Raw genomic sequence first — 25691 nt, 5'->3', positions numbered from 1 at the left:
TCTGTGGAGGCGCCCCGAAACCGCCGCTAGGTTCCGTCTGAACAACGTTCGAACGATCGTTTGGAGAGATACGCCCATGCGCCGCGCCCTTGCGCTCGCCACCACCCTCGGCTTCCTGGCCCCGCTCGCCCTGGCCGGCGCCGCGTCCGCCGAGGCCTGGACCAAGTACGTGGACTCCGGCAACGGCATCCAGTGGTCCTACGACGCCGACTACACCTACAAGGACCGCGAGACCGGACGCGTGGTGGTCATGCAGGCGGTCTCCAAGCCCGAGGCCAAGATCGGCCCCTCGGGCCCGGGCAAGCCGGACGGCGTCGGCAGCGTCGTGGCGCTCGACTGCGCCAAGCGGAACATGATCACGCTGGGCTCGTACAAGCCGAGCCAGCCGCTGGACATCAAGGACACCTGGCGCAAGGACACGCCCAAGAAGGCCGACGGCGCCGACAACGCCGCGCTGCTCACGGCCGTCTGCGCGAGCGCCGACAAGGCGCCGGTGAAATAGCGCGCTGGCCGCGCCCCGCGGCGGCGATTGCGGGACCTTCGGGCGTCGCGTCGCCGCTGATCGCAGAACTCTCGTAAGACCTCCTGCGTCCCGGCGACTACCTTCCTGAACGGAAGGGATACCGGGACGCGATGGCGGGAGACCTCTCCCAGGACGAGCGCTACCACGCCGCGGCGGCCGGATTCGGCGCCGCGCTCGAACGCCTCGCCCGCGCCTATGAGGCCGACCCGGACCTGCGGCGCGACCTCGCCCAGGAGATCCACGTCGCGCTCTGGCGCAGCTTCGCCGGCTTCGACGGCCGCTGCTCGCTGCGGACCTGGGTCTACCGCGTGGCCCACAACGTCGCGACCACGCACATCCTGGCCGCGAAGCGCCGGCGGGCCGACTTCACCACCCTGGACGCCCTGGCCGAGGCCGCCGCCTCCGACGACCCTCCGACGCGGCTGAGCCTTGTCGGCATCGGCGCGATGACGCGCCCGTGACTAAAACAGTTGTTTGAATCTGGCTGAAAGTGCGCCAGAACAGACAGCAGAGAAAAAACCCTGGGAGCAGCCCCGATGACCATGACCTCCGACCGGCCGGCCGGCGCCAAGACGCAGGCGCAGTCCAGCTTCGGCCTTTCGCCGCAGGACGACCTCAACGACCTGCGCATGTCGGACAAGGCGCTGCCGCTCTACAACGCCGTGAAGGCGTTCATCAAAGACGTGGCCGAGCCCGCCTCCGAGGAATGGCACCGCCTGGGCGAGGGCCGCCCCGACCCGTGGCAATACGCCCCCGGCCAGCTCGAAGTGCTGGAAGCCGCCAAGGCCAAGGCCAAGGCCGCCGGCCTCTGGAACTTCTTCCTGCCCGACGCGGAGACGGGCGAGGGCCTGTCGAACCTCGACTACGCTTACATCGCCGTCGAGCTGGGCAAGGTGCGCCTCGCCTCCGAGATCATGAACTGCGCCGCGCCCGACACCGGCAACATGGAGGTGCTGGAGCGCGTCGGCACGCCCGAGCAGAAGAAGCAGTGGCTGGAGCCCCTGCTGAAGGGCGAGATCCGCTCGGCCTACTGCATGACCGAGCTGAACACGGCCAGCTCCGACGCCAAGAACATCGACACCCGCGCCGTGCGCGTGGGCGACGAGTACGTCATCACCGGCGAGAAGCACTACATCTCCGGCGCCGGCTCGCCGCGCTGCAAGGTGATGATCTGCATGGTGCGCACCGGCGGCGAGAATGACCCGCCGCACCTGCAGCAGTCGCAGATCCTGGTGCCGCTGCCCACCGAGGGCGTCGAGATCGTGCAGGGCCAGCAGGTGTTCGGCGACCCCGACGCGCCGCACGGCCACATGCACATCCGCTTCAACGGCGCGCGCGTGCCGGCCTCGAACATGCTGCTCGGCGAAGGCCGCGGCTTCGAGATCAGCCAGCTCCGCCTGGGCCCCGGCCGCATCCACCACTGCATGCGCGCCATCGGCTCGGCCGAGAAGGCGCTCGACCTGATGGTCGCCCGCGGCATGACCCGCGTGGCCTTCGGCAAGCCGATCATCCAGCTCGGCGGCAATATCGAGAAGGTGAGCCGCGCCCGCATCGAGATCGAGGCCATGCGCCTCATGGTCCTGAAGGCGGCCAGGGCGATGGACGTGCGGGGCAACCGCGAAGCCCGCATCTGGATCCACATGGTCAAGGCGATGGTGCCCGAGAAGGTCTGCCAGATCATCGACCAGGCGATCCAGATGCACGGCGCGCTGGGCGTGTCGCAGCACACGCCGCTCGCCCGCATGTACGCCAACACCCGGACGCTCCGCATCGCCGACGGCCCGGACGAAGTCCACCACATGGTGGTCGGCCGCAACGAACTGCAACAGTACCGCGAAATGCCGAACGACCCCTCCCTGGCGGCGGTCTTCCGGAACTAAGGTCCCGATCCGATCGGGTATGTCGTGGGAGCCCCGGCGAAAGCCGGGGCTCTTTCGATTCAGGAACCAGACTGGCTGCGCCCGAGGCGGCTCGTCGATGTACCGCTGCCGCCGAACGGGCCGAGCCGCCAACCTATCTCTACGACCGGATCGGGGCCTCGTGGGTTCGGGATGAACAGGTGCTCGCACTCCAGGATGCCTGGATGAAACGCCGGTGCGCCTATTTCACCGGTCGCCACGCCCGCGAGGAAATCCGTCATGCCACATCCGTAGGTATGGGCCTCCTGATAGCCCATGCCTCGATCCAGCACGGTGACAGTCCAATCGTCGGGTGAGCCGTACGTCGTCCAGGCGAGGTAGTCCCCATCGAGTGTCGAGCCGAAGGGCAACAGGCCGCCGGGCTCGGGCCAGAGTGGAAACGTGAAGTCCTCGTCCTCGCGAAACAACTTCAGGACGGTTGGCGCCATCGACTCGAGCCTGTCGTACGGGTCCCAGGCTCGCGGCGTCCAGATCCAGATGTGTCCCATGAACTTCCCGCGGCCGTACGCCCGCACGAAGGCCTTGTAGTCGCTCGGCAACGCCGTCCCGAGCTTTGCCTCGATGTCGCGCCACGGGCCGGGAAACGGATCGCCCGGCCTCTCAGGCGGCGGCACGACGCGCAGGAGATTCCCGATGCTCACCTCGGTCGTCCAGCCGGGTTTTCCACGATCCGCGCCATCTGTGAGCCGTTGGATCCACGAGCCGTCATCATGACGAAGCGAGGCGGCAAGGCTTCGCGTCCGTAGATCGGCGTCACGGAATAATCGACGAATTCGCCGTTACGCACCATCCGCGACCTCGTCTCCCACAGGGTCGAGTACCGAACGCGCTTTCTCCTTTGGCATCTCAGCCATCGAAATCCCCCAAGCCTCTGCATGAATTCGGTCCCGCCAAACATTTTGGCGCTGGCCGCGGCGCCGGGGATGGCGCGGGCGGAGAGTTCTTGTGCGGCGCCGAGCGGGATGACGAGCGTTGGGGTGGCGAAGGCGTGACGCTTCGCCGCCTGTTTCATCCGGCAAAGTGGCGCTGGGCTCAGCTTCAGTGTAAGCGAACGCCGCTTTGCAGACTGCAAACCGCCATATCCCGCCCGACTGCGGTCGTGGCCCCCGCGGCGCTCGCCTCGACAGGCTCGCAGCGCCCTCTCCGTCCCGCGCGCGACGCGCAGCCGATGAGCGACCGGAGGCGGCCTGTGCCCGTCCTCCGGAGCCCATCGCAACTCCGGAGGACTACCATGTCTTTGATTTCCGCGGCCTTCGTGGTCGCCATGGCCTTCGTCACGGCCACGCTCTCGGGCGTGTTCGGGATGGCGGGCGGCCTGGTGCTGATGGGGGCGCTGGCCTTCGTGCTGCCCGTGCAGGCGGCCTTCGTCACCCACGGCATCCTTCAGCTCGTCGCCAACGGCTGGCGAGCCGTCCTGCATCGTAGGCACGTCCGCTGGGACATCGTCGGCTGGTACGCGGCGGCCTCGTTCGTCGCGATGGCCGGCGTCTGGATGCTGAGCTTCGTCCCCTCGAAGCCGCTGCTCTTCCTGTTGCTGGGCCTGGTGCCGTTCCTCACCTGGCTGCCGCAGAGCTGGATCAACCTCGACGCCGCCAAGCCGCCGCAGGCCTTCGTCTCGGGCCTCACCGTCACCGGCCTGAACCTCACCGCCGGCGTCGCAGGCCCGCTGCTCGACATCTTCTTCGTGCGCACCGAACTCACGCGCCACGCCATCGTCGCCACCAAGGCCGCGACCCAGGTGTTCGCCCACCTGGCCAAGATCCTGGTCTACGGCGCGCCGCTGGTGACCGGCGCGAACGTCGGCATCCCGCCCTGGCAGGTGTTCGCCATCGCCATCCCGCTCTCGATGCTGGGCACCGTCTGCGGCGGCATGATCCTGGACCGGATGAGCGACGTGAACTTCAAGCGCTGGACCCGCTGGATCGTCACCGCCGTGGGCGTGAGCTACCTGATCCAGGCCGCGCAACTGCTCACGCACGCCGGATAAAAGAAGGCCGGGCGCGAGGCCCGGCCGGAAGTCATAGGGAGGAAACGCCCAGGAATGGGCACGCCTCAGATATGTTGCGCTGCGGTGGCCGCAAGGCCGCCGCGCGCGATTTTTTACGCGGTCATCCGAAAAGCGTGGCCGGTCGCCGGAAGTGGTCTGGCTAATTGTGGCGGATTGGCCGTTTCGGGCAGGCCGGTCCGTGGCTAAGGCAGCGCTCCGATCCCGCAGGAGACGACGTCATGAAGCTCGACACCCAGGTGCTGGAGAACGCCCGCGTCCGGCTGGAGCCCTTCACCGAGGCGCACAGGGAGCCGCTGCGGGCGGCGTGCGCCGCCGACCCCGACCTGTGGCGCGATCTCTACGTCATCTCGATGCTGGGCGATCAGTTCGACGTCCATTGGGACCGGCTCAAACGCGAGGCGGCGGCCGGCAAGACCATCCCGTTCGCCGTGATCGCGGGCGGCAGGGTCTGCGGGATGAGCACCTACATCGACGTCGACAACCACCACAACACCGTCGAGATCGGCTTCACCTACTACCACCCCGACGCGCGCGGCGGCGCGGTGAACCCGGCGGCCAAGCACCTCCTGCTCGGCCACGCCTTCGCCTGCGGCGCCCAGCGGGTGCAGTTCCGCGTCGACGCGGCGAACGCCCGCAGCCGCGCCGCCGTGCTGAAGCTGGGCGCGGTGCAGGAGGGCATCCTGCGCGACGACAAGGTCACGTGGACGGGCCGCATCCGCTCCACCGTCCACTTCTCGGTGCTGGCCGCGGAATGGCCCGCCGTGCGCGACGGCCTGGAGGCGCGGCTGGCGGCGTTCTCCTAAGGTTGGCGCACGGCCCCAGCGCCCCCTCCACCGCTTCGCGGTCCCCCTCCCCCATGAATGGGGGAGGTACTGGAAAACGCGAACCTCCCCTGCGAAGCGGGGGAGGGGGACCACGAAGTGGTGGAGGGGGCGCTGCCGCCGCAGTGCGCCTAGGCCGGCGCCTTGGGCTGGACCATCCGCACGGATTCCACCCGCCGCGACTCCGGCGTGGGGAAGAAGACCTTGTCGGCGTTCTTCGCCACCTCCTCGGCGGTGTAGGGCCGGCCGGGCTCGAAGCCCTCGGTCTCCATCATCTTGATCTCGCGCACGCCGCGCGAGGAGACGCCCAGGATCTTGCCCGAGTGGTCGGCGGCCAGGTCCGAGGCCATGAACAGCACGCCGGGGGCCACGTTCTCGGGCAGCGACAGCGGGTCGGGTTCGCGGTCCTTGCGGCCGGGGAGGTCGCTGGTCATGCGGGTGTAGGCGCCGGGCGCCAGGCCCATGACCCGGATGTTGTACTTGCGCCCCTCGATCGCCATCACCCTGACCATGCCGTAGATGCCGGCCTTGGCCGCGCCGTAGTTGGTCTGGCCGAAGTTGCCGTAGAGGCCCGAGGTGGACGAGGTCAGCACCATCGACCCGCCGCCGTGATCCTTCATGTATTTCCAGACGGGCAGCGCGCAGTTGTAGGTCCCGCGCAGGTGGACCTTGATCACCGCGTCCCAGTCGGCCTCGGAGGTGTTGGCGAAGGTCTTGTCGCGCAGGATGCCGGCGTTGCAGACGAGGATGTCGCAGCGGCCGAAGGCGTCGAGCGCGGTCTTCAGGATGTTCTCGCCGCCGGCCAGGGTGGACACGTCGTCGCCGTTGGCCACCGCCCGGCCGCCGGCCGCCTGTATGGCGTCCACCACCTTCTGCGCCGCCGACTTGTCGGCCCCGGAGCCGTCGCGCGCGCCGCCCAGGTCGTTGACGACCACCGCCGCGCCCTCCTTCGCGAACAGCTTCGCGTAGGCCTCGCCCAGCCCGTTGCCGGCCCCGGTGATGATCGCGACCTTGCCCTCGAGCAGTCCCGCCATGACGTCCTCCTCCATACCGTTGTTTGGAAGCATCATGTTGTCATCGCCCACAACTTGTCATCCCCCACCGATTGTCATCCCGGTTTTGGCGTAGCCAAAGACCGGGACCCAACCGTCCGGTGCTCCGTGCATCCAGCGCGGCCTCGACCGCCGTGCCATTCTCACAAGCTCAAAGCACCCGATGGTTGGGTCCCGGTCTTCGCCTGCGGCGAAACCGGGATGACACGCGATGGGATGATGAACGGCGACGCTACTTGAGCCGCTGATAGCGCCACGCCTCGAACTCGAGCTTACCTTTGATCTCACCCTCGATCCGCGCACACAGCGCGCCGCCGCAGCGGCGGAAGATGACGCGCTGCGGGAAGTCGTGGGCCTTGTTCTCGAACACCGCCTCGCCGTCCTTGCCGGGCAGCAGCACGAAGGCCGTCGGCGGCTGGCCGGGCAGGATGGCGGTGAAGGTCGCGCCCGCCGGCTCGGGCGTGATCTTGTAGTGCGAGACGAAGGGGCGCCTGCCCGGCGTGTTCGTCTGGCCCGCGCCCGCCATCACCCCGCCCAGCGGCGGGAGCCACGCCTCGCGCGTGACCACGCCGTCCTTCTCGTGGATCCAGCTCCCGGCCATCCAGCCCAGCTTGGCGATGTCGTCGGCCGGCGCCGCGTGGGCGGCAGAGGCGAGAGCGACGGCGGCGAGGGCGGCAAGGATGGGTCGCAACGCTCGAGACATCCTTGCTCCGCTCACGGCTTGCGGCGCGCGCGGAAGAAGCCGCGCAGCAGTTCGCCCGCCTCCTCGCCCAGCACGCCGCCCTCCACCTTCGGCCGCCAGTGGCAGGTGGGCTGCTCGAAGACGCGCGGGCCGTTCACGACGGCGCCGCCCTTGGGGTCTTCCGCGCCGAACACCACCCGCCCGATCCGCGCGTGGCTGATGGCCCCGGCGCACATCGCGCAGGGCTCCAGCGTCACGTAGAGGGTGAGGCCCGTGAGCCGGTAGTTGCCCAGCTTCTGCGCCGCCGCCCGCAATGCCACGATCTCGGCGTGCGCGGTGGGATCGTGCGATCCGATCGGCTGGTTCGCGCCCACGGCCACCACCTCGCCGGTCGCCGGATCGACCACGACGGCGCCCACCGGCGTCTCGCCGGCCTCGGCGGCGGCTTGCGCGGCTTCGAGCGCGATGCGCATTGTCCGGCGATCATGGTCCACGATCCCCTCAGACCCCAGCCGGACGACGACGGTCAAGACGAACCCGCGGATGGCGAGGGCGGCGAACGCGTCGCCAAGCTGCTGGCGCGCGCCGGCGTCGGTTCGCGCCGCGACGTCGAGCGGCTGATCGGCGAGGGCCGCGTGGCGATCAACGGCCGCACGCTGGACACGCCCGCGGTGAAGGTCGCGCCCGGCGATATCGTCACCCTCGACGGCGAGGTGGTGGGCGAGCCCGAGCCCGCGCGCCTCTTCCGCTACCACAAGCCCGTGGGCCTGGTGACGACGCACAAGGACCCCATGGGCCGCCCGACCGTCTTCCAGGCGCTGCCCGAAGGCCTGCCGCGGCTGATCTCGGTCGGCCGCCTCGACCTCAACTCCGAGGGCCTGCTGCTGCTGACCAACGACGGCGAGCTGGCGCGGGCGCTGGAGATGCCGTCGACGGCCATCGTGCGCCGCTACCGCGCCCGCGCGCACGGCCGCACCACCCAGGAGCGGCTGGACCGCCTGAAGGCCGGCGTCACCGTCGAGGGGGTGAAGTACGGGCCCGTCGAGGCCAGGCTCGACAAGGCCAGGGAAGGGCCGCAGGGCGCGAACCTCTGGATCACCGTCACCTTGCACGAGGGCAAGAACCGCGAGGTCCGCCGCGTGCTGGAGTCCATCGGCCTGAAGGTGAACCGGCTGATCCGCCTGGCCTATGGGCCGCTGGCCCTGGGGACCCTGGGCGTCGGCGAGCTGGAGGAAGTCGGACCGCGCGTGGTCCGCGAGCAGTTCGCCCAGCACATCGACCCCGCCAACCTGCCCACCGGCGACCGGCCCCAGTACCGCACGCCGGCGAAGCAGCGCCGCCGCGAACAGGCCGCCGCGCAGGCCGAAACCGCCCGGCCCGCGCCCGCCGAGCCCAAGGGCAAGAAGGAATACAAGGCCGGCTGGGCCAAGCCGAAGCTCAAGGCCCGCCCGCACCCGCCGCCGAAGCGCAAGGCCTCGAAGGGGCCCAGCGCCGAAGGGGCGGCTAGGCCTTCTGGATCTCGGCCGGCCGCCGGCCCTCGTCCAGGCCCGCGCGGGCCGAAGCCGTCCCCATCACGGCCAGGAAGCTCGCCCGCTCGTCGGCCAGCCCCTCGGCCACCGGGCGGTCGAGGGCCGCGCGGGTGAGGCGCTTGGCGTAGGCCACGCCCTCGGCGCCCTTCGCCTCGAACTCGGCCGCGATTTCCAAGGCCCTCGCCAGCGGGTCGGCCGCCACCTCGTGGACCATCCCGATCGCGTGCGCCTGCTCGCCCGTGAACGTCAGCCCGCGCAGGATCACCTCCAGCGCCCGGGCCTCGCCGATCACGCGCGGCAGCCGTTGCGTCCCGCCGCCGCCGGGGAAGATGCCGACGCGAGTCTCGGGCAGGCCGATGGCCTCGGCCTTCGGGTCGGCGATGCGCAGGTCGCAGGCGAGGCTCAGCTCGAACCCGCCGCCCATGCAGAGCCCGTTGATCGCCGCGATCACCGGCTTGGGCGCCGCGGCGATCCCGTCGACCAGCGCCAGGAAGCCCGACTCGGGCGGCCCGTCCTGGGACGGCGGCGGGGGCCGGTCCTTCAGCGCCTCGCCCATGCCGGCGAGTTCGTCCACGTCGTAGTGGCGGATGAAGATGCCGGGCAGCCCGCCGGTGATCACCACGCAACGCACGGCCGGGTCGGCGGCCAGCGGCCGGAACAGGTCCAGCATCTCCTGCGCGCCCGTGGCCGTCATCGTGCCCCACGGCGGGTTCGCGTAGGTCATGATCGCGGTCCCGCCGCGGCGCTCCACCGTCACCAGGCCCATGGCGCTTCTCCCGTCTCTCTTGATTGTTGGCCGAAACCTTGGAACGAGGCGGCGGACGCCACAAGGAGCCAGCGTTGCGCATCGTCTCTGGGGAATTCCGCGGCAAGGCGCTGATCGCACCGCAGGGCGACGCCACGCGCCCCACCTCGGACCGCGCCCGCCAGGCCATCTTCAACATCCTGGAACACGCGCCGTGGAGCGAGGGCGTGCGCGGACGCCGCGTGATCGACCTGTTCGCCGGCTCCGGCGCGCTGGGTTTCGAGGCCCTGTCGCGCGGCGCGGAGTTCTGCCTCTTCGTCGAGACCGACGAGGCCGCCCGCGGCGCGATCCGCGAGAACGTCGACGCCATGGGGCTATTCGGCCGCACCCGCGTCCATCGGCGCAGCGCCATCGACCTCGGCGTCCGTCCGGGCGCGGACGGCCCCGCCTTCGACCTCGCCTTCCTCGACCCGCCCTACGCCAGGGGCCTGGGCGAACAGGCGCTCGCGCGCCTCGCCGAAGGCGGCTGGCTGGCCGAGGGCGTGGTGGTGGTCTTCGAACGCGGCGTCACGGAGCCCCCCTTCGACGCCCCCGGCTACGAACCCCTCGACGCCCGCGACTACGGCGCCGCGCGCGTGCATTTCCTGAGGTTCGCGGCGTAAGTATCCCCCGGCGCCCTGCGCCCGACAACGCTCCCCCACGCCGTCATCCCGCGGCTTGTCCGCGGGATGACGATGGTGAGGCGTGCGGACGTTTTCCAGGACGCGGTTCGGCCTTTGGCCCTTCGGCGCCTCGAAGCCGATCGTCACGCTGTCGGCCGAGCGCCGGGTCTCGGGCTCCGGGCCAGGCGCTCACCGCCGTCCGAACAGGCGTTCGATGTCGGCGAGCTTGAGTTCGACGTAGGTGGGACGGCCGTGGTTGCACTGGCCGGAGTGGGGCGTGGCCTCCATCTGGCGCAGCAGGGCGTTCATCTCGGGGGCCGTCAGCCGGCGGCCGGCGCGCACCGAGCCGTGGCAGGCCATGGTCGAGCAGACGTCCTCCAGCCGCTCCTTCAGCGCCAGCGCCTGGCCGTTCTCGGCGAGGTCGTCGGCGATGTCGCGGACCAGGCCCGCCGCGTCGGTCTCGCCCAGCAGGGCCGGGACCTCGCGCACCAGGATCGCGCCGGGGCCGAAGCTCTCGATGGCGAGGCCCAGAGCCAGGAGCTCCTCGGCGCGGGCGACGACCCGCTCGGCCTCGGCGGGATCGAGTTCCACCACCTCGGGCAGCAGCAGCGCCTGGCGCGCGACGCCGCCTTCGCTGAGCTCGCCCTTCATGCGCTCGTAGACGAGGCGCTCGTGGGCGGCGTGCTGGTCGACGATCACCACGCCGTCGCGGGTCTGGGCGACGATGTAGGTCTCGTGGACCTGGGCGCGGGCCGCGCCCAGCGGATGGTCCACCGGGTCGAACGCGGGCGCCGCAGCCGGGCCGTCCTCGGCGACGCCGGGCGCGTAGGGCTCCTCCGAGCGCGCCGAGACCTCCGACAGCCCCGGGATCGCCTGTGCGACGGCCGTCACGGCGTTCGGCGTCCAGCCGCCCTGCGCCCAGGCCGAAAAGCCCGCGCCGGAGGGGCGCGGCGGCGGGAAGCCCTGCGGCCGGAACCCGCCCAGCGCGGCCATCGAGACGGTGGTCGAGGCCCGGTGCCCGGCGCTGGCCAGGGAATGGCGCAGGCCGCTGACGATCAGGCCGCGCACCAGCCCCGGATCGCGGAACCGCACCTCGGCCTTGGCGGGGTGGACGTTCACGTCGACCAGCGACGGGTCGAGCTCGATGTAGAGGGCGCAGGCCGGGTGCCGGTCGCGCGCCAGGAAGTCGGCGTAGGCGCCGCGCAGGGCGCCCTGCAGCAGCCGGTCGCGCACCGGACGGCCGTTCACGAACAGGTACTGGTGCGCGGCGTTCCCCCGATTGTAGGTCGGCAGGCCCGCGTAGCCGGTGAGCCGCACGCCCTCTCGCTCGTGGTCGATCAGGAGCGCGTTCTCCGAGAACTCCCGGCCCATCACCGCGCCCAGCCGCGCCAGCCGGCCCGCGTCGCCGGCCGCCTCCGCGGGCAGCCGCAGCGTGCGCCGGCCGTCGAGGTCGAGGGCGAAGCCCACCGCCTCGTGCGCCATGGCCTGGCGCTTCAGCTCCTCGCCGATCGCCTGGCTCTCCGAGCGCTCGGACTTCATGAACTTCAGCCGCGCGGGCGTGGCGTAGAAGAGGTCGCGCACCTCCACCCGCGCCCCGTGCGGGCCGGGGAAACCCGCCGGGGTCACCTGGCCCACCGCCCCGCCCTCCACGAAGATCGCGTGCGCGTCGGCCATGCCCTTCGCACGGCTCGCGATCGACAGCCGCGCCACCGAGCCGATGGAGGGCAGGGCCTCGCCGCGGAAGCCGAGGGTGGCGATGCGCAGCAGGTCGTAGTCGCCGGCGTCGTCGGGCGCGAGCTTCGAGGTCGCGTGCCGCTCCACCGCCAGCGGCAGCTCCTCGGCAGAGAGCCCGGCGCCGTCGTCGGCCACCAGGATGCGGGTCAGCCCGCCGCCGTCGGCCTGGACCTGCACCTCGGCTGCGCCGGCGTCGAGCGCGTTCTCGACCAGCTCCTTGACCGCACTCGCGGGCCGTTCCACCACCTCGCCGGCGGCGATGCGGTTGATCAGTTCGGGCGGGAGGCGGTGGATCGGCATCGGGCTTTCTACATAGTACGATTCCGAGGAGCCTCCTGCCCGTGCTGAAACGCCTCCTTCCATTCGCCGCGGCCCTCGGGCTCGCCGCCCTGCCGGCCGCGGCCCAGGCGCCTGCGCCCGCGCTCGGCCCCGCCGACGACCCGGACGCCACCCTCGTCGAGGAACTGGTGGTGCGCGGCCGCCTGCCCGGCCCGGCCTGGTGGCGGGTCGAGGACGCCGACACCACCGTCTACGTCCTGGGCGTCCCCTCGCTCGCGCCCAAGCGCATGCAGTGGGACCGCTCGATCTTCGAGCGCCGGCTGCAGGGGGCGAACGTCGTGGTGCTGCCGTTCGTCAACGTCCGCGCCAAGGTGACGGGCTCGATCGGCACGGCCTTCAACCTGATGCGCCTGAAGTCGGGCGGGCCGTACGAGGACCGGCTCGACGCCGGCACGCGCGCCCGCTTCGTCGCCGTCCGCACGCGGCTGGGCCAGGACGCCCGGCACTACGGCACGAACAATCCGCTGGCCGCGGGCGTCCAGCTCGCCATCGACTACCGGGACAAGAACGAGCTCACCAACATGGATCCTGCCAAGCTGGTCCGCTACCTGGCCCAGCAGCGCCGGGTGAAGGTGGTCGAGAAGAGCTACGACCTGGGCGGGCAGCTCGGCGGCATAGCGCGCACGCCGGCGAACGTCGGCCGCCTCTGCTTCGACGAGGTGCTCAGCCAGGCAGAGGCCGGCCCGGGCGTCACCCTGGCCGCCGCCCGCGCCTGGGCCGAAGGCGACGTGGCGGGCGCGCTCGCCAACGAGCGCACCTATGAGCGCTGCCTCGCCGCCGTCGCGGGCGGGCGCACCTACGACGAACGCACCAAGGCCGACACGGCGGCGGCGATCACGAACGCGCTCCGTCAGCCCGGCCACGCCATCGTGCTGGTGCAACTGCGACCGCTCCTGGCCCAGGGCGGCGTCCTCGACCGCCTCCGCAGCCAGGGCGTCACCGTGAAAACGCCGGGCGAGGAGTGAACATCCCTCCCCTTCAGGGGAGGGACAGGCCGCGAGAGCGGCCAGGGTGGGGATGTCAGGTGCGAAAACGCTGCGGTGGGGATGATCCGGGTTTCCCCACCCTGCTCGCCTTCGGCGAGCTTTCCCTCCCCTGAAGGGGAGGGATGAGTCCTAGAGGCCCGGCAGCTTGATCTTGGTCTTAGCCTGGCGCTCGATCACGACGGCCTTGTTGCCCGTGAGCTTGGCGATGCGTTCCTTCTCGGAGGCGGCGTCGAGGGGCGCGTCCGTGCCGTCGAGGGCGGTCTTCTGGACCGGCTCCGACGAGGCCTCGTCGCCCTTCTTCCAGAACATCACGCGGTCGGCGAAGCTCTTTTCCTTGTGGGCAAGGCTGCCGAACTCGTCGTCGACAACGTAGCGGACCAGCGGGTCGGCCTTGTCGGCGCCAGCCTTGGCCACCAGCAGCTTCTCGCCGTCCGAGCGCTGCTCGGCCTCACGCTGACCCAGCAGGGCGTTGCGCGCGGCGCTGTCGGGCTGCAGCTCCTGCGGCCGCGGCTGGCCGGGCGCCGGCGGGCGCAGCGCGTAGTCGGGCGGCACCACCAGCGGCGCCTTGGTGACGACGCGGAACTCGTCGGGGGTCACCTTGGACATGCCCAGGGCCTTCTGGGTGGACTGGCAGCCGGCGAGGCCGGCGGCCGCGACCAGGGCGGTCGCCACGATCACGCGATTGAACGTCATCAACCCTAGAAACTCCTTCAGGCCCCCCGGCCCGGAATGACTGGATTACCGCAATCGCCGGACTAAGCCAACGACGTCACGGCGCGCGTTGTGGACGCAGGCTGTCCCAGAGCAGCAGGATCACGCCGATGGTGATGCCGCTGTCGGCTATGTTGAAGATCCACGGGAAGAACCCCAGCCGCTGCACGTCGATGAAGTCGACCACCGCGCCGAAGCGGGCCCGGTCGATGGCGTTGCCGATCGCGCCGCCGATCACCAGCCCCAGGCCCAGCGCCGACAGCAGCCGTGTCTGGTTCCGCGCCCAGAAGCCCAGCAGCACCGCCACGCCCAGCGAAAAGACCACCAGCCCCCAGCGCACGACGTCGTGGCCGGCCTGGAAGAGGCCGAAGCTGACGCCCTCGTTCCAGATGCGGGTGAACTGCAGCGGCCACATGACCTCCTGCGTCGCCCGCTCGGGCAGGCGCAGGACCTCGAGGATCCAGTACTTGGTCGCCTGGTCCAGCAGGATCACCGCCACGGCGATGGCGAAGGCGCGCCAGCCCCAGGCGGTGATGCGCGGCTCGGGCGCTGCGGGTTGCGCCGCCTCGCTCATCCTACTTCGCTCCTTTCAGGAGCTTCGAAGGACCGGTGAACCCTCCGAAGCCTTGGCGTAGGAGGGTCATGCGGCGTGCTCCGCGTCCCAGGCCCCGACCGCATCGTCGCAGCGCTCGCAGAGGAACTTCGGCGCGGTCACCTCCGGCAGCACCCGCCAGCAGCGGGCGCACTTGTGGCCGGCGGCCCTGGCCACCTCGACGCCGACGCCCGGCGCTTCCGGCAGCGTGAAGGCGCCGCCCGCGCCCGCCGCCAGGTCCGCGGCGCTGGTGCGGAACACCTCCGCGGCGTCCAGGCCCTCGAAGGCCGACAGCAGCTCGGCGTCGCCCACGCGGACGACCGGCGCGGCCTCCAGGGCGGCGCCCATGCGCTTCTCGCGCCGCTCGATCTCGATGGCGCCGGTCACCACGGAGGTCACCTTCTGCACCCTGGCCCAGCGGGCGGCCTCGGCGTCGTTGCGCCACTCGGCCGGCGTCGTCGGGATCGTGCGCAGGCTGTTCGAATGCGCCTGCGGGAACCGCGTCAGCCACGCCTCTTCCATCGTGAACGGGATCAGCGGGCTCAGCCACGCCGTCAGCCGCTCGAACACGGCGTCCATCACCGTGCGGGCCGCCCGGCGGCGCAGGCTGTCGGGGCGGTCGCAGTAGAGCGCGTCGCGGCGGACGTCGAAGAACAGCGCCGACAGGTCCTCCTGGCAGAAGTCGAGGATCGGCCGGATCACGTCCTGGAAGACGTAGCCCTCGTAGCCCTTGCGGACCTGCCCATCGAGCTCCCACAGCCGGTGCAGGACGTAGCGCTCCAGCGGCGGCATCTCGGAAAGCTCCACCGCCTCGTCGGGCGAGAAATCGGCGAGCGCGCCCAGCATGTAGCGGACGGTGTTGCGCAGCTTGCGGTACGCGTCCGACGTGGTCTGCAGGATCGTCTTCCCGATCCGGCTGTCGTCGGCGTAGTCGATCATCGAGGCCCACAGCCGGATGATCTCGGCCCCGGACTCGCGGATGACCGCCTCGGGGTCGACCGTGTTGCCCTTGGACTTGCTCATCTTCTCGCCGTTCTCGTCCATGGTGAACCCATGGGTGAGGATGGCGTCGTAGGGCGCGCGGCCCCGCGTGCCCGAGCTTTCCAGCAGCGAGGATTGGAACCAGCCGCGATGCTGGTCCGAGCCTTCCAGGTAGAGGTCGGCCGGCCACCGGGTGTGGGCGCGGTTCTCCAGCGTGAAGGCGTGCGTGGAGCCCGAGTCGAACCAGACGTCGAGGATGTCCTCGACCTTCTCGTAGCGGTCGGGGTCGTAGGCCTCGCCCAGGAAGTCGGTCACCGGCCGGTCGAACCAGGCGTCGGCGCCGTCCCTGGCGATGGCGTCCACGATGCGCCTATCCACCGCCGGGTCATGCAGCGGCTGGTTCGTCTCCTTGTCGACGAACATGGCGAGCGGCGCGCCCCACGCCCGCTGCCGGCTGATCAGCCAGTCGGGCCGGCTCTCCACCATGGCGCGGATGCGGTTCTTGCCCTGCGCCGGGTAGAAGGCCGTGGCCTCGATCGATTCCAGCGCCGTTTCGCGCAGGGTGCGGCCGCCGAGCGCCGGCGTGTCGATCGGCTCGTCGATGCGGATGAACCACTGCGGCGTGTTGCGGAAGATCACCGGCGCCTTGGACCGCCACGAGTGCGGATAGCTGTGCTCCATCCGCCCACGCGCCAGCAGGCGCCCGGCCTCGATCAGCTTGTCGATCACCGCCGGGTTCGCGGGGCCGAACCTGCCGGCCTTCTTGCCCTCGGTCTCCAGCACCTTCAGGCCGGCGAACAGCGCCACGTGCGGGTAGTAGGCCCCGTCCAGATCGACCGTCTCGGGGATCTCCCGATGCCCGTGCGCCAGCCAGACCAGGTAGTCGTCGGCGCCGTGGCCCGGCGCGGTGTGGACGAAGCCCGTGCCCGCGTCGTCGGTCACGTGGTCGCCGGCGAGCAGCGGCACGGCGAACCGGTAGTGCGGGTCCAGGTTGGCCAGCGGGTGCTCGCACTCCATGCCCTGGCAGTCGACCGTCTCGAGCCGGCGCGCCTTGGCGATCCTGGCGGCCGCGAACACGTCGGCGGCGAGCTTGTCGGCCACGATCAGCTTGTCGCCGGCCTTGGCCCAGGGCTCGAACTCCAGGCCCTCTTCCATGGCCTCGACCACATAGACGCCGTAGTCGATGGCGTCGTTGTAGCTGATCGCCCGGTTGGCCGGGATGGTCCAGGGCGTGGTCGTCCAGATCACCACCGAGGCGCCGCGGGCGGCGTCGCTGCCCTCCGTCACCGGGAACTTCACCCAGATCGTGGGGCTGACGTGGTCGTGGTACTCGACCTCGGCGTCGGCCAGCGCCGTGCGCTCCACCGGGCTCCACATCACCGGCTTGGACCCGCGGTAGAGCTGGTTCGAGGCCACGAACTTGTGGAACTCGGCCACGATCGCGGCCTCGCTCGAATAGTCCATGGTGGCGTAGCGGTTCTCCCAGTCGCCGATCACGCCCAGGCGCTTGAAGCCCTGCTTCTGCACCTCCATCCAGTGGGCGGCGTAGTCGCGGCAGAGCCTGCGGAACTCGGCCTTGGAGACCTCGTCCTTGCGGCGGCCCTTGGCGCGCAGCTCCTCCTCGATCTTCCACTCGATCGGCAGGCCGTGGCAGTCCCAGCCGGGCACGTAGTCGACGTCGTAGCCCAGCAGGAAGCGCGAGCGGACCACGAAGTCCTTCAGCGTCTTCTGCAGCGCGTGGCCGATGTGGATGGCCCCGTTGGCGTAGGGCGGCCCGTCGTGCAGCACGAACAGCGGCGCACCCGCCCGCTGCCGCTCGGCGCGCATGGCGTGGTAGAGGTCGACCTCGTCCCACCGGGCCAGCGTCTGCGGCTCCTTCTGTGGCAGGCCCGCGCGCATGGGGAAGGGCGTCTCGGGAAGGAAGACGGTCTCGCGGTAGTCGCGGGTCGGCTGCGGGGCGTCGTCGGCCATAACTCTGTCCGTTGGGTCCGGGTTTGTAGAGGTGCGGGGTGAAACCCGGCGCGCGCTGGAGCCTCGTCCGGCGGCGTCACGCCGGGCGGATAATTCGCGCGCTCTTCCGGACCGAAGTCATGGGGCGAGCCTCTAACAGAGAGACGGCAGGGCGTCATCCCCGGCCGTGTCCGGGCGGCGCCGGGACGGCTTGCCGCGACGCCTCCAGCGGCTAGGCTCCGTCAAAATGGGGAGGGCGTCGATGATGATGCGGTGGTTCCTGGCGCTGGCGGCGCTGTTCGTAATGTCCGCGCCGTCGGCGGCGCTGGCCGAGACCGGCTTCCTCGACCGGTCGATCAAGGTCGACGGCAAGGACTACGCCTATCAGGTCTATGTGCCGAGGGCGCCCATAGCGGGCGCCAGGCCCGTCATCCTGGCGCTGCACGGCGCGGGCGAGCGCGGCTCGGACGGGCTCTTCCAGACCGAGGTGGGGCTGGCCGGCGCGATCCGCCGCCATCCTGAGCGCTGGCCGGCCATCGTGGTCCTGCCGCAGGCGCCGCTGAATACGCTCTGGATGGGCGCGCCGGCCAAGGTGGCCATGGCCGCGCTGGCGGCGGCCGAGGCCGAGTTCAGGACCGACAAGGACCGCGTCTACCTGATGGGCCTGTCGATGGGCGGCAACGGCACGTGGCGCCTCGCCTACGAGAACCCCGACCGGTTCGCGGCCCTCGTGCCGGTCTGCGCCTTCGCCGGGTCGGTCTTCGGCCTGCCGCCCGTGGCGGGCCCGGGGCCCGACCCCTACGCCGCGCTCGCCGCCCGCATCGCCCGCACGCCGATCTGGATCGTGCATGGCGACGCCGACGTGGTCGTGCCGGTCGACGAGTCCCGCAAGATGTTCGCCGCGCTCAAAGCCGCCGGCGACGCCGACGTCACCTACAGGGAGTTGCCCGGCGTGAACCACAACGCGTGGGACCCCGGCTTCGACGACGAGGCGCTGCCCAAATGGCTGTTCCAGCAGCGCCGCGGCGCGACGCCTTCGCGCTGAAAAGGTTGGCGGCGGCGCAGTCTCCGCTTACATCCGTCACATGGCCAGGAAACCCAATTACGACTTCGAACGGCGCGAACGCGAGCGGCTGAAGGCGCTCAAGGTCGCGGAGAAAGCCGCCGCCAAGAAGGAGGCCCGCGAGCGCGCCCGCACCGACGGGGCCGATCCGGCCGACGCGCCGGCCGAAGAGGACTGACACGGCGTGCCCGGGCTCAAGGACAAGGGCGGCTTCTTCATCGACAAGGACCGCCTCGACCTCACCGAGCGCAAGGCGGTCGAATACTGGATGAAGCGCTGGGGCGTGACCAAGGATCAACTGACGGCCGCCCACCGCAAGGTCGGCCGCCTCACCAAGGACATCGCCGCCGAACTCGGCAAGAGGCGCTAGGACATTCGTCGCGCTGCGACCGGCCCCAGGCAAAATTGCGATGCCCGCCCGACAGATAGGCGAGAGCTGGTCTCCCTTCCTCCTCGATGGAGGAAGGGCCGGGGATGGTGGTGTGCGCGACACCGAAGCCGGCTGGACGCATGAGGCTCATCGCCAAGTGCGGGACTTCACCAACGCAGCGGCCACACCACCACCCAGCCCTCCTGCATTGAGGAGGAGGGCAATCGCATATGGATGCGGGTGGCCGAAAGGCCGTCAGTCAAACCGCAGAGATCGCGGAGATACGCAGAGGAGTCCGGTGGATCCACGACCTTCTCTGCGTGTCTCCGCGATCTCTGCGGTTCAAGAATCGGGCGGACGAGCCGCCCACAAACCATATGCGACTGCCCTCCATCGAGGAGGAGGGCTTTCGTTTGGGCGGACGCTTCCGTTCGAGTTCTTCGGCGAATCTGCCTGGCCGCTCACGAGCTGCGGCCGGCGCTGACGTCGGCGGCGCGCTTCACCTTCAGGCCCGCGGCGATCTCGGCGTGGCGGACGCGGGTGATGGCGTAGGGCATGAAGATCAATGCGCCGATCACAGACATGGTCGCCGGCACGAAGCCCCAGGCCAGGATCAGCTTGCCGATCACGTCCTCGGGGATCGCCGCCCCCACCTTCGCGCCGGCCTGCGCCGGGAAGTGCATGAGGTCGAGCGCGAAGCCGCCCACCATGGCGCCGACGCCCGCCGCCGCCTTGCCCGCGAAGCCCAGGCCCGAAAAGTAGAGCCCCTCGCGGCGCGTGCCGAACACGTGCTCGTGCTCGTCGGCGGCGTCGGCCATCATCGAGGGCAGGGCGATGAAGATCAGGCCCGAGCCCAGGCCCACGATCAGGGTCGTGGCGACCAGCCATCCGAGCGCCTCGGCGCCGGTCGGCGCGAAGAGGCCCAGCGCCCGCAGCGTCGGCAGGATCATCCACGGCACGATCACCAGGGCGAAGCCCCACATCATCGCCGCCTTCTTCTCCATCCGCCGCAGCAGGAGCGGCGTGACGGGAATGCCGGCCGTGATGCCGGCGAGCAGCGCGTAGGACACGAGCTGGATCGTGCCCGGCGGCAGCTTCCAGACGAAGACGAAGGTGTGGTTGTTCAGCGCCGCATTCAGGCCGGCCGCGCTGGTGAACATCAGCATCGACAGGAAGAGGATGCGGAACGAGCGGTTGCGGAAGATCTCCCGCACCTCGCCGGGGAGGCGCGACAGCATGTGGGTCTGCGCATCGATCGGACGCGACAGCGATGCGGCGTAGCGCCAGACGCCCAGGCAACTGATCAGGGCGCCGGCCAGCATGAGGCCCGCGATGGTCCAGCCGAAGGCCGGATAGGCCTCGCGCCGCTGTAGCCCGACCTCGCCGGTGAAGAAGAAGGTGAAGGCGACCCAGGTCACCAGCACCGTGGCCAGGATGCCGCCCATCAGCCGCCAGGCCACGATCCGGGCGCGTTCCACGTAGTCGTCGCTCATCTCGCCGCCGAGCGTGAAGTAGGGAATGTTGAACATCGAGGCGAAGGCGCGCACGCCCATCTTGCTGGCCGTCAGCCAGGCGAAGAGCAGCATCGGCGCCAGGCCCGACGGCGGCGCGAACAGCATGCCCAGCGTCAGGAACGTCAGCGGCGCGCCGATCAGCATCACCGGCAGGCGGCGTCCTAGCCGCGAGCGCACGCTGTCCGACCACGAGCCGATGAACGGGTCGAAGACGGCGTCCAGGCACATGCTGATCGCGAGCGCCGCGCCGACCAGCGTGCCGGAGAGGCCGAGGACCGCGGTATAGTAGAAGAAGACGAAGCTGTTCATCGCCAGGTAGCCGGACTCGATCACCTGGCCCAGGCTGTAGGCGAACTTGACCGTCGCGGGCGGCTTGCGGCCTTCGCCGTAGGCCACGGCCTGAGGCGCCGGGGCGCCTGCACCTTCTGCGACCGCCATCGTCTCTCCCACGCTCTTGTTCCGAAGCCCCGTCACGACCGGACCCTCAGGTCGCGGCCGCCTCCTGCACCCGCCTGCGCCGCAGCGCCGTCATGATCTCGCTGTGCCGGGCGCGGCTGATGCCGTAGGGCGCGAAGATCAGGGCCCCGATCACGACGAGCCCCGCGCTGAACGGCCCCCAGGCGATCACGAGGCCCTGCAGGATGCTCTCGTCGACCACCGCGTCGGGACTGCGCCCCGCGCTCTTCGGGAACCTCAGCAGGTCGATGGCGAAGCCGCCGACCATGGTGCCGACGCCCGCCGCGGCCTTGCCGGCGAACCCGAGCCCCGAGAAATAGAGCCCCTCGCGCCGGGCGCCGAACAACAGCTCGTGCTCCTCGGCCGCGTCGGCCATCATCGACGGATAGGCGATGTAGGCGAGCCCGAGGCCCAGCCCCACGACGAGCTGGGTGGCGATCAATGCGGGCAGCGCGTCCAGGCCCGCCGGCGCATAGAGGCCCGTGGCGCGGACGACCGGCAGGACCACCCAGCCGGCGACGAGCAGGGAGAAGCCCATGGCGACGACCGTCTTCTTCTCGAAGGCGCGCAGCAGGGCCGCCGCCACGGGCACGCCCACGGTGAGGCCGGCCAGCGCCGAATAGGTCATGAACTGGATCATCTCCGGCTGGAGCTTCCAGACGAAGACGTAGTTGTGGAAGTTCAGCGCGTTGTGCGCGCCCGCCGCGCTCGCGAACACCAGCATCGACAGGAAGAGGATGCGGAACGAGGGGTTCCGGAACACCTCGACCATCTCCGGGAGGAGGCGACGCGTCATCGGCGCGGGCCGGGCCTGGGGCTGCGGAAGCGCCTTGGCATAGCGCCAGACCCCGACGATCGCGATCATGGCGCAGGCGAAGACCAGCGCGCCCATGGCCCAGCCGAACTGGGGATAGGGCTCCGGCCGCTGCAGGCCGCCCTTGCCGGGGAAGAAGAAGGTGAAGGCGAGCACCGTGATCGCCACGGTCGCCACGATCCCGCCCAGCAGGCGATAGGCGACGATCTTCGAGCGCTCGTTGTAGTCGCCGGTCATTTCGCCGCCGAGGGCGAAGTAGGGGATGTTGTAGACCGACGCGAAGGCCCGGAACGCGCCCTTCATCACCGTCAGCCAGACGAACAGGAGGAAGGGGCTGAGCGTCGCCGGCGGCGCCAGCAGGAGCCCCATGCTGATCATCGTCATCGGCGCGCCGATCAGCATGACCGGCAACCGGCGGCCGTACTTCGAGCGGACGCTGTCCGACCACGACCCGATGATCGGATCGAGCGCCGCGTCGACGCACATGCTGATCGCCACGGCGAGCCCCACCAGGCTGCCCGAGAGGCCCAGCACGGCGGTGTAGTAGAAGAAGATGAAGCCGTTCACGGCGAGGTAGCCGGACTCGACGGTCTGGCCGACGCTGTAGAAGAACTTCACGTGCGCGGGCGGGCGCAGCTCATCCTCGACCGCACCGGCGGCGGCCGCCCCCATCGGGACGGCGCCGGCTTCCTCCGCAATCGCCACGTCGTTCCTCCCGCGCGGCCTGTCGTTGGAATCGACGGTACGCCCGCACGACCCGCTGGCAACCGTGACCCCACGTCACAGACGGAACGTGACCAGAAGTTAATCTGGCGTCCGAGACGCTTCTACGCCGGTGGATCCTCGAACGCCTCGGCCATCACGGCCACGGCCGCCGCGGCCAGCCGCTCGACCGCCTTCTCGTCGTAGCGGCCCAGCGCGCGCCAGTAGAGCCAGCTCGCGGCGTTCAGGTAGTAGGTGTTGAGCCCCAGCTCGAAGAGCGCCTCGTCGGGCCAGGACGACCCCAGCGCCCGCATGGCCCCGGCCAGCGCCTGCGCCATCGCCCGGGCGTGGCGGCCGGCGATCTCCTCCAGGCGGCCGTAGTGGTTGGCCGCGTCGAACAGCGCGACGTCGAAGCCGATCTCCCGCTCCCTGTGCTTGATGGCCGTAATCCAGGCGGCCAGCGTCTCGCGCCAGGTCCCGCCGCGCGCCATCGGCTCGGCGGCGAAGGCCCGCAGCTCCACCAGCTTCTGCTCGTAGAGCGCCAGGATCACCGCCTCCTTGTTCGGGAAGTAGGTGTAGAGCGAGCCCACCGCGACGCCGGCCTCGCGGGCGATGGCCGTGGTGGTCGCCGCCTCGGCGCCGTCGCGGCGCAGCACCGTGTGCGTCGCCGCCAGCAGCTTCTCGATGCTGCGCTGGCCGCGCGCCTGGACCGGCGCCTTGCGCGGCGCCAGCCCGGTCCGCGCGGCCCCGCGGCTCACCGGCCGCCCCGCTTGTCCACCGCCGCGGCGACTCCGCGGTAGAACTCCAGCGTCTCCACCGCGCTCAGCCCGTCGTCGGCGGTCGGCCAGGCCGCGGTCTTCACGATCACCAGGTCCCGCCCGGGGTCGACGTAGATGTACTGGCCGAAGATCCCGATCGCCACGAACACGCCCTTCTCGCCCGGCGGCAGCCACCACTGGTAGCCGTAGCCCCAGCCGTGCTCGGCCGAGAGTCTGCCGTTCTCCACCTGCGGACGATTGGCCCGGGTCGCCGCCGCGACCCAGTCGGCCGGGACGATCCGCCGGCCGTTCAGCTCGCCGCCGCGCGCGAACATCAGGCCGAAGCGGCCGTAGTCGCGCAGGCGCGCCAGCACGCCGCCCGCCGCCACCTCGTGGCCTGGCGCGCCCGGCGCATCCATCATCCAGCGGGCCTCGGCCTCGGCCCCCATCGGCGCCCAGACCTTGCGCGACAGGTAGGCCGCCAGCGGCTCGCCCCCCAGCGCCTTGCGCAGCACCGCGCCCAGCACCTCGGTGTCGGCGCTGGCGTACTGGAACTTCGTTCCTGGCTTGCGCACCGCCGGGAAGTCGCGCGCGAAGTCGTAGAGGCCGCCCTCGTTCTTCTCGAACACGCCGATGAATTTCGCGATCGACGAGCCGCCCTCGGCGTAGGCCTCCTGGAAGCTGGTGCCCGACGACATCTCCAGCACGTCGCGGATCGTCGCCGCCTCGTAGGCGCCGCCCTTCACGTCGGGCAGGTACTTCGCGATCGGATCGTCCAGGCCGCCGATCCTGCCCTCGGCGATGGCCAGCCCGATCAGGGTCGAGACGATCGACTTGCCCATCGAGAACGAGACGAACGTCGTGCCGGCGTCCGCGCCCTGGGCGTAGCGCTCCAGCAGCACCGTCTGGCCCTTCAGGATCAGCAGGCCGCTGACCTTGTTGCGGGTCATGAAGTCCTCGGTCGAGTAGGTCCTGCCCTCGTAGACGTAGGTCGCGGCCAGCGGCGTCGCGGCGGGCGTCAGCGGCAGCACCTTCGTGGCGCCGGGCACGCGCCGGGAGGGGAACAGCTCGTCGATGTTCTGGAACGCAGCCGCATTGTGCGCCGGCGCCAGCCAGGTCTCCCGCGTGCCCACGTCGGCCGCCGTCGCCGCCGTCGCCGCCATCGCCGTCGCGCCGGCCAACCAGACCGCCGCCGCGATCAGAGCGTTCCTCGTCATCCTCGCCTCCCTGTTTATGAAATTGAATTCAAGTTCATATTTTTAGCCATGTCGAGTCCGATGCAGGGCCTTGCGGATAACTGAATTCCAATTCATTATAGATGGGTGAGAACGAAGGACGAGACCAAGGCGCAGGACATCCTGCAGGCCACCCTGGACGAGGTCCGGGACGTGGGCCTGGCGGGCCTGTCGGTCGAGGCCGTCGCCCGCCGCGCCGGCGTCGCCACCGGCACCGTCTACGTCTACTTCAAGGGCAAGGACGCCCTGCTCGACCAGCTCTACCTGCGCACCAAGCAGAAGTTCGCGACCCAGGTGCTGCGCGACGACGGCGGGCCGATCCGCGCCGCCTTCACCCGCATGACCATCGCCTACGTCGACTATGTGATCGAGAACGCCGCCGAGCTGGTCTTCATGAGCCAGATGGCCAATTCGCCCTACCTGACCGCCGAGACCCGCGAGCAGGCCGCGATCGGCCTGCGCCCGCTGGCGGCGCTGCTGGAACGCGGCAAGGCCGAGCACCTGCTGAAGGACATCGACACCGGCTGGATGGCCACCTTCCTCTACGAGACGGTGAAGTCCATGGCCCCGCTGGCCAGGGGCCTGCCGCCGGAACGCTACCGCGAGTTCCAGGAGACCGTCGCGACCCTGTGTTGGGACGCGCTCAAGGCCTAGTTCGCTTCGCTTGCCCCAAAACCGAATGGAAATTCAGAAAAGAGGACGACACTCATGACCAGGACCATCTTCATCACCGGCGCCTCCACCGGCCTCGGCCGCGCCACCGCCCTGCTCTTCGCGTCGAAGGGCTGGAAGGTCTTCGCCACCATGCGCAACCCGGCCAAGGAGACCGAGCTCGCGGCCACGCCCGGGATCAAGCTCCTGGCGCTCGACGTCACCAGGCCCGACCAGATCGCCGCCGCCGCCGGGGCCGCCCTCGCCGAGGGCCCCGTCGACGTGCTCTTCAACAACGCCGGCTATGGCCTGGCCGGCCCGTTCGAAGGCGCCACTGACGAGCAGCTCACCGCCGAGCTCGACACCAACCTCCTGGGCGTCATGCGCGTCACCCAGGCGTTCCTCCCGGCCATGCGCGAGGCGAAGTCGGGCGCGATCCTGACCACCACCTCGATCGGCGGGCTCGTCACCTTCCCGTTCAACTCGGTCTACCACGCCACCAAGTGGGGCCTGGAAGGCTGGAGCGAGAGCCTGGCGTTCGAACTGGAGCCGTTCGGCATCCGCGTGAAGACCGTCGCGCCCGGCGGCATCGCCACCGACTTCACCGGCCGCTCGCTGGTGATGACCCCGCACGCCGCCTACGCCGGGGACATGGCCAAGACGTTCGCCGCCTTCTCGGACCCGTCGCGCCGTTCCGGCGCCTCCACCGCCGAGCAGATCGCCGAGGTCGTCTGGGAGGCCGCCAACGACGAGAGCGACCGCGTCACCTTCGTCGCCGGCGCCGACGCCAAGGCCAACTACGCGCGCCGCCTCGAAGTCGGCATCGACGCCTTCCGGAAGGGCATCCGCCAGATGTTCCTGGGGCGCTAGCTGAAGGCTGTTTGGGACTCGCGG

26 protein-coding genes and 1 pseudogene are annotated in these 25691 nt (G+C 70.4%); 13 read left to right on the top strand and 14 right to left on the bottom strand.

The window, feature by feature from the left end; all coding sequences use genetic code 11:
• The first annotated feature begins 76 nt into the window (after positions 1–76).
• From KF737_RS00560 to KF737_RS00550, 3 genes are all read left to right on the top strand, one after another.
• Positions 77–502, top strand: a complete 426-nt coding sequence (locus KF737_RS00560; protein WP_296449083.1) for a hypothetical protein — start codon at positions 77–79, stop codon at positions 500–502.
• A gap of 131 nt (positions 503–633) precedes the next feature.
• Positions 634–984 (top strand): sigma factor, encoded by a 351-nt coding sequence (locus tag KF737_RS00555; RefSeq protein ID WP_296449080.1) that lies wholly within the window; start codon positions 634–636, stop codon positions 982–984.
• A gap of 75 nt (positions 985–1059) precedes the next feature.
• On the top strand, positions 1060–2403 hold the full coding sequence (locus tag KF737_RS00550) for an acyl-CoA dehydrogenase family protein (RefSeq protein ID WP_296449078.1): 1344 nt from the start codon (positions 1060–1062) through the stop codon (positions 2401–2403).
• 59 nt (positions 2404–2462) lie between these two features.
• On the opposite strand, the gene KF737_RS00545 is transcribed toward KF737_RS00550, so the two are convergent.
• Together KF737_RS00545 and KF737_RS00540 are read right to left on the bottom strand one after the other, a co-directional pair.
• On the bottom strand, positions 2463–3083 hold the full coding sequence (locus tag KF737_RS00545; RefSeq protein WP_296449076.1) for an SMI1/KNR4 family protein: 621 nt from the start codon (positions 3081–3083) through the stop codon (positions 2463–2465).
• Entirely contained in the window at positions 3080–3454 is a 375-nt protein-coding gene (locus KF737_RS00540) for a hypothetical protein (protein ID WP_296449074.1), read from the bottom strand. The genes KF737_RS00545 and KF737_RS00540 overlap by 4 nt, the downstream gene beginning before the upstream one ends.
• 219 nt (positions 3455–3673) lie before the next feature.
• Between KF737_RS00540 and KF737_RS00535 the strand changes: the two genes are divergently transcribed.
• Together KF737_RS00535 and KF737_RS00530 are read left to right on the top strand one after the other, a co-directional pair.
• On the top strand, positions 3674–4429 hold the full coding sequence (locus tag KF737_RS00535; RefSeq protein ID WP_296449071.1) for a sulfite exporter TauE/SafE family protein: 756 nt from the start codon (positions 3674–3676) through the stop codon (positions 4427–4429).
• A 239-nt stretch (positions 4430–4668) separates the two neighbouring features.
• Complete coding sequence (locus KF737_RS00530; RefSeq protein ID WP_296449068.1) at positions 4669–5253, top strand: GNAT family protein; 585 nt, start codon at positions 4669–4671, stop codon at positions 5251–5253.
• A 149-nt stretch (positions 5254–5402) separates the two neighbouring features.
• On the opposite strand, the gene KF737_RS00525 is transcribed toward KF737_RS00530, so the two are convergent.
• The 3 genes from KF737_RS00525 to tadA form a co-directional block, all read right to left on the bottom strand.
• Positions 5403–6305 carry an SDR family NAD(P)-dependent oxidoreductase gene (locus tag KF737_RS00525; protein WP_296449067.1) on the bottom strand — a complete coding sequence of 301 codons (903 nt, stop codon included), beginning with the start codon at positions 6303–6305 and terminating at the stop codon, positions 5403–5405.
• 250 nt (positions 6306–6555) lie between these two features.
• On the bottom strand, positions 6556–7014 hold the full coding sequence (locus KF737_RS00520; RefSeq protein WP_296449064.1) for a DUF6265 family protein: 459 nt from the start codon (positions 7012–7014) through the stop codon (positions 6556–6558).
• A gap of 23 nt (positions 7015–7037) precedes the next feature.
• Positions 7038–7478 carry a tRNA adenosine(34) deaminase TadA gene (gene tadA / locus KF737_RS00515; RefSeq protein ID WP_296449061.1) on the bottom strand — a complete coding sequence of 147 codons (441 nt, stop codon included), beginning with the start codon at positions 7476–7478 and terminating at the stop codon, positions 7038–7040.
• Between the two features lie 12 nt (positions 7479–7490).
• Between tadA and KF737_RS00510 the strand changes: the two genes are divergently transcribed.
• Positions 7491–8648 (top strand): pseudouridine synthase, encoded by a 1158-nt coding sequence (locus KF737_RS00510; protein WP_296449058.1) that lies wholly within the window; start codon positions 7491–7493, stop codon positions 8646–8648.
• On the opposite strand, the pseudogene KF737_RS00505 reads toward KF737_RS00510, so the two are convergent.
• A pseudogene (locus KF737_RS00505) lies at positions 8605–9228 on the bottom strand (enoyl-CoA hydratase/isomerase family protein); the annotation flags it as partial. The gene KF737_RS00510 and the pseudogene KF737_RS00505 overlap by 44 nt on opposite strands.
• Positions 9229–9374: 146 nt before the next feature.
• Here KF737_RS00505 and rsmD point away from each other — a divergent pair.
• The gene (rsmD, locus tag KF737_RS00500) at positions 9375–9941 is read left to right on the top strand and encodes a 16S rRNA (guanine(966)-N(2))-methyltransferase RsmD (protein WP_296449056.1); all 567 of its coding nucleotides are present in this window, start codon (positions 9375–9377) and stop codon (positions 9939–9941) included.
• A 189-nt stretch (positions 9942–10130) separates the two neighbouring features.
• On the opposite strand, the gene mutL is transcribed toward rsmD, so the two are convergent.
• Positions 10131–11975: a DNA mismatch repair endonuclease MutL gene (gene mutL / locus KF737_RS00495; protein WP_296449054.1), complete on the bottom strand. Its 1845-nt coding sequence runs from the start codon at positions 11973–11975 to the stop codon at positions 10131–10133.
• A 41-nt stretch (positions 11976–12016) separates the two neighbouring features.
• Between mutL and KF737_RS00490 the strand changes: the two genes are divergently transcribed.
• Positions 12017–12979, top strand: coding sequence for a TraB/GumN family protein (locus KF737_RS00490; RefSeq protein ID WP_296449051.1), 963 nt, complete (start codon positions 12017–12019; stop codon positions 12977–12979).
• A 150-nt stretch (positions 12980–13129) separates the two neighbouring features.
• Here KF737_RS00490 and KF737_RS00485 read toward each other — a convergent pair whose 3' ends face one another.
• The 3 genes from KF737_RS00485 to ileS all read right to left on the bottom strand — a co-directional run bounded on the left by KF737_RS00485 (position 13130) and on the right by ileS (position 17255).
• On the bottom strand, positions 13130–13693 hold the full coding sequence (locus KF737_RS00485; protein ID WP_296449048.1) for a DUF3035 domain-containing protein: 564 nt from the start codon (positions 13691–13693) through the stop codon (positions 13130–13132).
• Positions 13694–13769: 76 nt separating this feature from the next.
• Complete coding sequence (gene lspA / locus KF737_RS00480; protein ID WP_296449046.1) at positions 13770–14285, bottom strand: signal peptidase II; 516 nt, start codon at positions 14283–14285, stop codon at positions 13770–13772.
• 66 nt (positions 14286–14351) lie between these two features.
• Positions 14352–17255, bottom strand: a complete 2904-nt coding sequence (gene ileS / locus KF737_RS00475; protein WP_296449043.1) for an isoleucine--tRNA ligase — start codon at positions 17253–17255, stop codon at positions 14352–14354.
• Positions 17256–17496: 241 nt separating this feature from the next.
• Here ileS and KF737_RS00470 point away from each other — a divergent pair, with 241 nt between their 5' ends.
• Genes KF737_RS00470 through KF737_RS00460 form a run of 3 tightly spaced genes read left to right on the top strand, consistent with a single transcriptional unit; the run spans position 17497 to position 18667 of the window.
• Complete coding sequence (locus KF737_RS00470; protein WP_296449041.1) at positions 17497–18279, top strand: prolyl oligopeptidase family serine peptidase; 783 nt, start codon at positions 17497–17499, stop codon at positions 18277–18279.
• 40 nt (positions 18280–18319) lie between these two features.
• Positions 18320–18475, top strand: a complete 156-nt coding sequence (locus tag KF737_RS00465) for a hypothetical protein (RefSeq protein ID WP_296449038.1) — start codon at positions 18320–18322, stop codon at positions 18473–18475.
• 6 nt (positions 18476–18481) lie between these two features.
• The gene (locus KF737_RS00460) at positions 18482–18667 is read left to right on the top strand and encodes a DUF3606 domain-containing protein (protein WP_296449033.1); all 186 of its coding nucleotides are present in this window, start codon (positions 18482–18484) and stop codon (positions 18665–18667) included.
• Positions 18668–19128: 461 nt separating this feature from the next.
• Here KF737_RS00460 and KF737_RS00455 read toward each other — a convergent pair whose 3' ends face one another.
• The 4 genes from KF737_RS00455 to KF737_RS00440 all read right to left on the bottom strand — a co-directional run bounded on the left by KF737_RS00455 (position 19129) and on the right by KF737_RS00440 (position 24128).
• Positions 19129–20619, bottom strand: coding sequence for an MFS transporter (locus KF737_RS00455; RefSeq protein ID WP_296449030.1), 1491 nt, complete (start codon positions 20617–20619; stop codon positions 19129–19131).
• A gap of 46 nt (positions 20620–20665) precedes the next feature.
• Positions 20666–22156 carry an MFS transporter gene (locus tag KF737_RS00450; RefSeq protein ID WP_296449027.1) on the bottom strand — a complete coding sequence of 497 codons (1491 nt, stop codon included), beginning with the start codon at positions 22154–22156 and terminating at the stop codon, positions 20666–20668.
• Positions 22157–22278: 122 nt separating this feature from the next.
• Positions 22279–22911: a TetR/AcrR family transcriptional regulator gene (locus KF737_RS00445; protein WP_296449024.1), complete on the bottom strand. Its 633-nt coding sequence runs from the start codon at positions 22909–22911 to the stop codon at positions 22279–22281.
• Entirely contained in the window at positions 22908–24128 is a 1221-nt protein-coding gene (locus KF737_RS00440) for a serine hydrolase (protein WP_296449022.1), read from the bottom strand. The genes KF737_RS00445 and KF737_RS00440 overlap by 4 nt, the downstream gene beginning before the upstream one ends.
• A 105-nt stretch (positions 24129–24233) precedes the next feature.
• Between KF737_RS00440 and KF737_RS00435 the strand changes: the two genes are divergently transcribed.
• Entirely contained in the window at positions 24234–24800 is a 567-nt protein-coding gene (locus KF737_RS00435) for a TetR/AcrR family transcriptional regulator (protein WP_296449021.1), read from the top strand.
• Between the two features lie 54 nt (positions 24801–24854).
• On the top strand, positions 24855–25667 hold the full coding sequence (locus KF737_RS00430) for an SDR family oxidoreductase (protein WP_296449018.1): 813 nt from the start codon (positions 24855–24857) through the stop codon (positions 25665–25667).
• Positions 25668–25691 lie beyond the last annotated feature (24 nt).

It is taken from the genome of Phenylobacterium sp. (assembly GCF_019636135.1).
Classification (GTDB): Bacteria; Pseudomonadota; Alphaproteobacteria; order Caulobacterales; family Caulobacteraceae; genus Phenylobacterium.
Note: the sequence above shows the minus strand (reverse complement) of the source record. Positions and strands in the feature narration are given on the sequence as shown.

Bases quoted from the DNA above. Each gene is read 5' to 3' on its own strand.
- KF737_RS00560 (WP_296449083.1), top strand. From the start codon at position 77: ATGCGCCGCGCCCTTGCGCTCGCCACCACCCTCGGCTTCCTGGCCCCG.
- KF737_RS00555 (WP_296449080.1), top strand. From the start codon at position 634: ATGGCGGGAGACCTCTCCCAGGACGAGCGCTACCACGCCGCGGCGGCC.
- KF737_RS00550 (WP_296449078.1), top strand. From the start codon at position 1,060: ATGACCATGACCTCCGACCGGCCGGCCGGCGCCAAGACGCAGGCGCAG.
- KF737_RS00540 (WP_296449074.1), bottom strand. From the start codon at position 3,454: ATGAAACAGGCGGCGAAGCGTCACGCCTTCGCCACCCCAACGCTCGTC.
- KF737_RS00535 (WP_296449071.1), top strand. From the start codon at position 3,674: ATGTCTTTGATTTCCGCGGCCTTCGTGGTCGCCATGGCCTTCGTCACG.
- KF737_RS00530 (WP_296449068.1), top strand. From the start codon at position 4,669: ATGAAGCTCGACACCCAGGTGCTGGAGAACGCCCGCGTCCGGCTGGAG.
- KF737_RS00525 (WP_296449067.1), bottom strand. From the start codon at position 6,305: ATGGCGGGACTGCTCGAGGGCAAGGTCGCGATCATCACCGGGGCCGGC.
- tadA (WP_296449061.1), bottom strand. From the start codon at position 7,478: ATGCGCATCGCGCTCGAAGCCGCGCAAGCCGCCGCCGAGGCCGGCGAG.
- KF737_RS00510 (WP_296449058.1), top strand. From the start codon at position 7,491: ATGGTCCACGATCCCCTCAGACCCCAGCCGGACGACGACGGTCAAGAC.
- mutL (WP_296449054.1), bottom strand. From the start codon at position 11,975: ATGCCGATCCACCGCCTCCCGCCCGAACTGATCAACCGCATCGCCGCC.
- KF737_RS00485 (WP_296449048.1), bottom strand. From the start codon at position 13,693: ATGACGTTCAATCGCGTGATCGTGGCGACCGCCCTGGTCGCGGCCGCC.
- lspA (WP_296449046.1), bottom strand. From the start codon at position 14,285: ATGAGCGAGGCGGCGCAACCCGCAGCGCCCGAGCCGCGCATCACCGCC.
- ileS (WP_296449043.1), bottom strand. From the start codon at position 17,255: ATGGCCGACGACGCCCCGCAGCCGACCCGCGACTACCGCGAGACCGTC.
- KF737_RS00470 (WP_296449041.1), top strand. From the start codon at position 17,497: ATGATGATGCGGTGGTTCCTGGCGCTGGCGGCGCTGTTCGTAATGTCC.
- KF737_RS00465 (WP_296449038.1), top strand. From the start codon at position 18,320: ATGGCCAGGAAACCCAATTACGACTTCGAACGGCGCGAACGCGAGCGG.
- KF737_RS00455 (WP_296449030.1), bottom strand. From the start codon at position 20,619: ATGGCGGTCGCAGAAGGTGCAGGCGCCCCGGCGCCTCAGGCCGTGGCC.
- KF737_RS00440 (WP_296449022.1), bottom strand. From the start codon at position 24,128: ATGACGAGGAACGCTCTGATCGCGGCGGCGGTCTGGTTGGCCGGCGCG.
- KF737_RS00430 (WP_296449018.1), top strand. From the start codon at position 24,855: ATGACCAGGACCATCTTCATCACCGGCGCCTCCACCGGCCTCGGCCGC.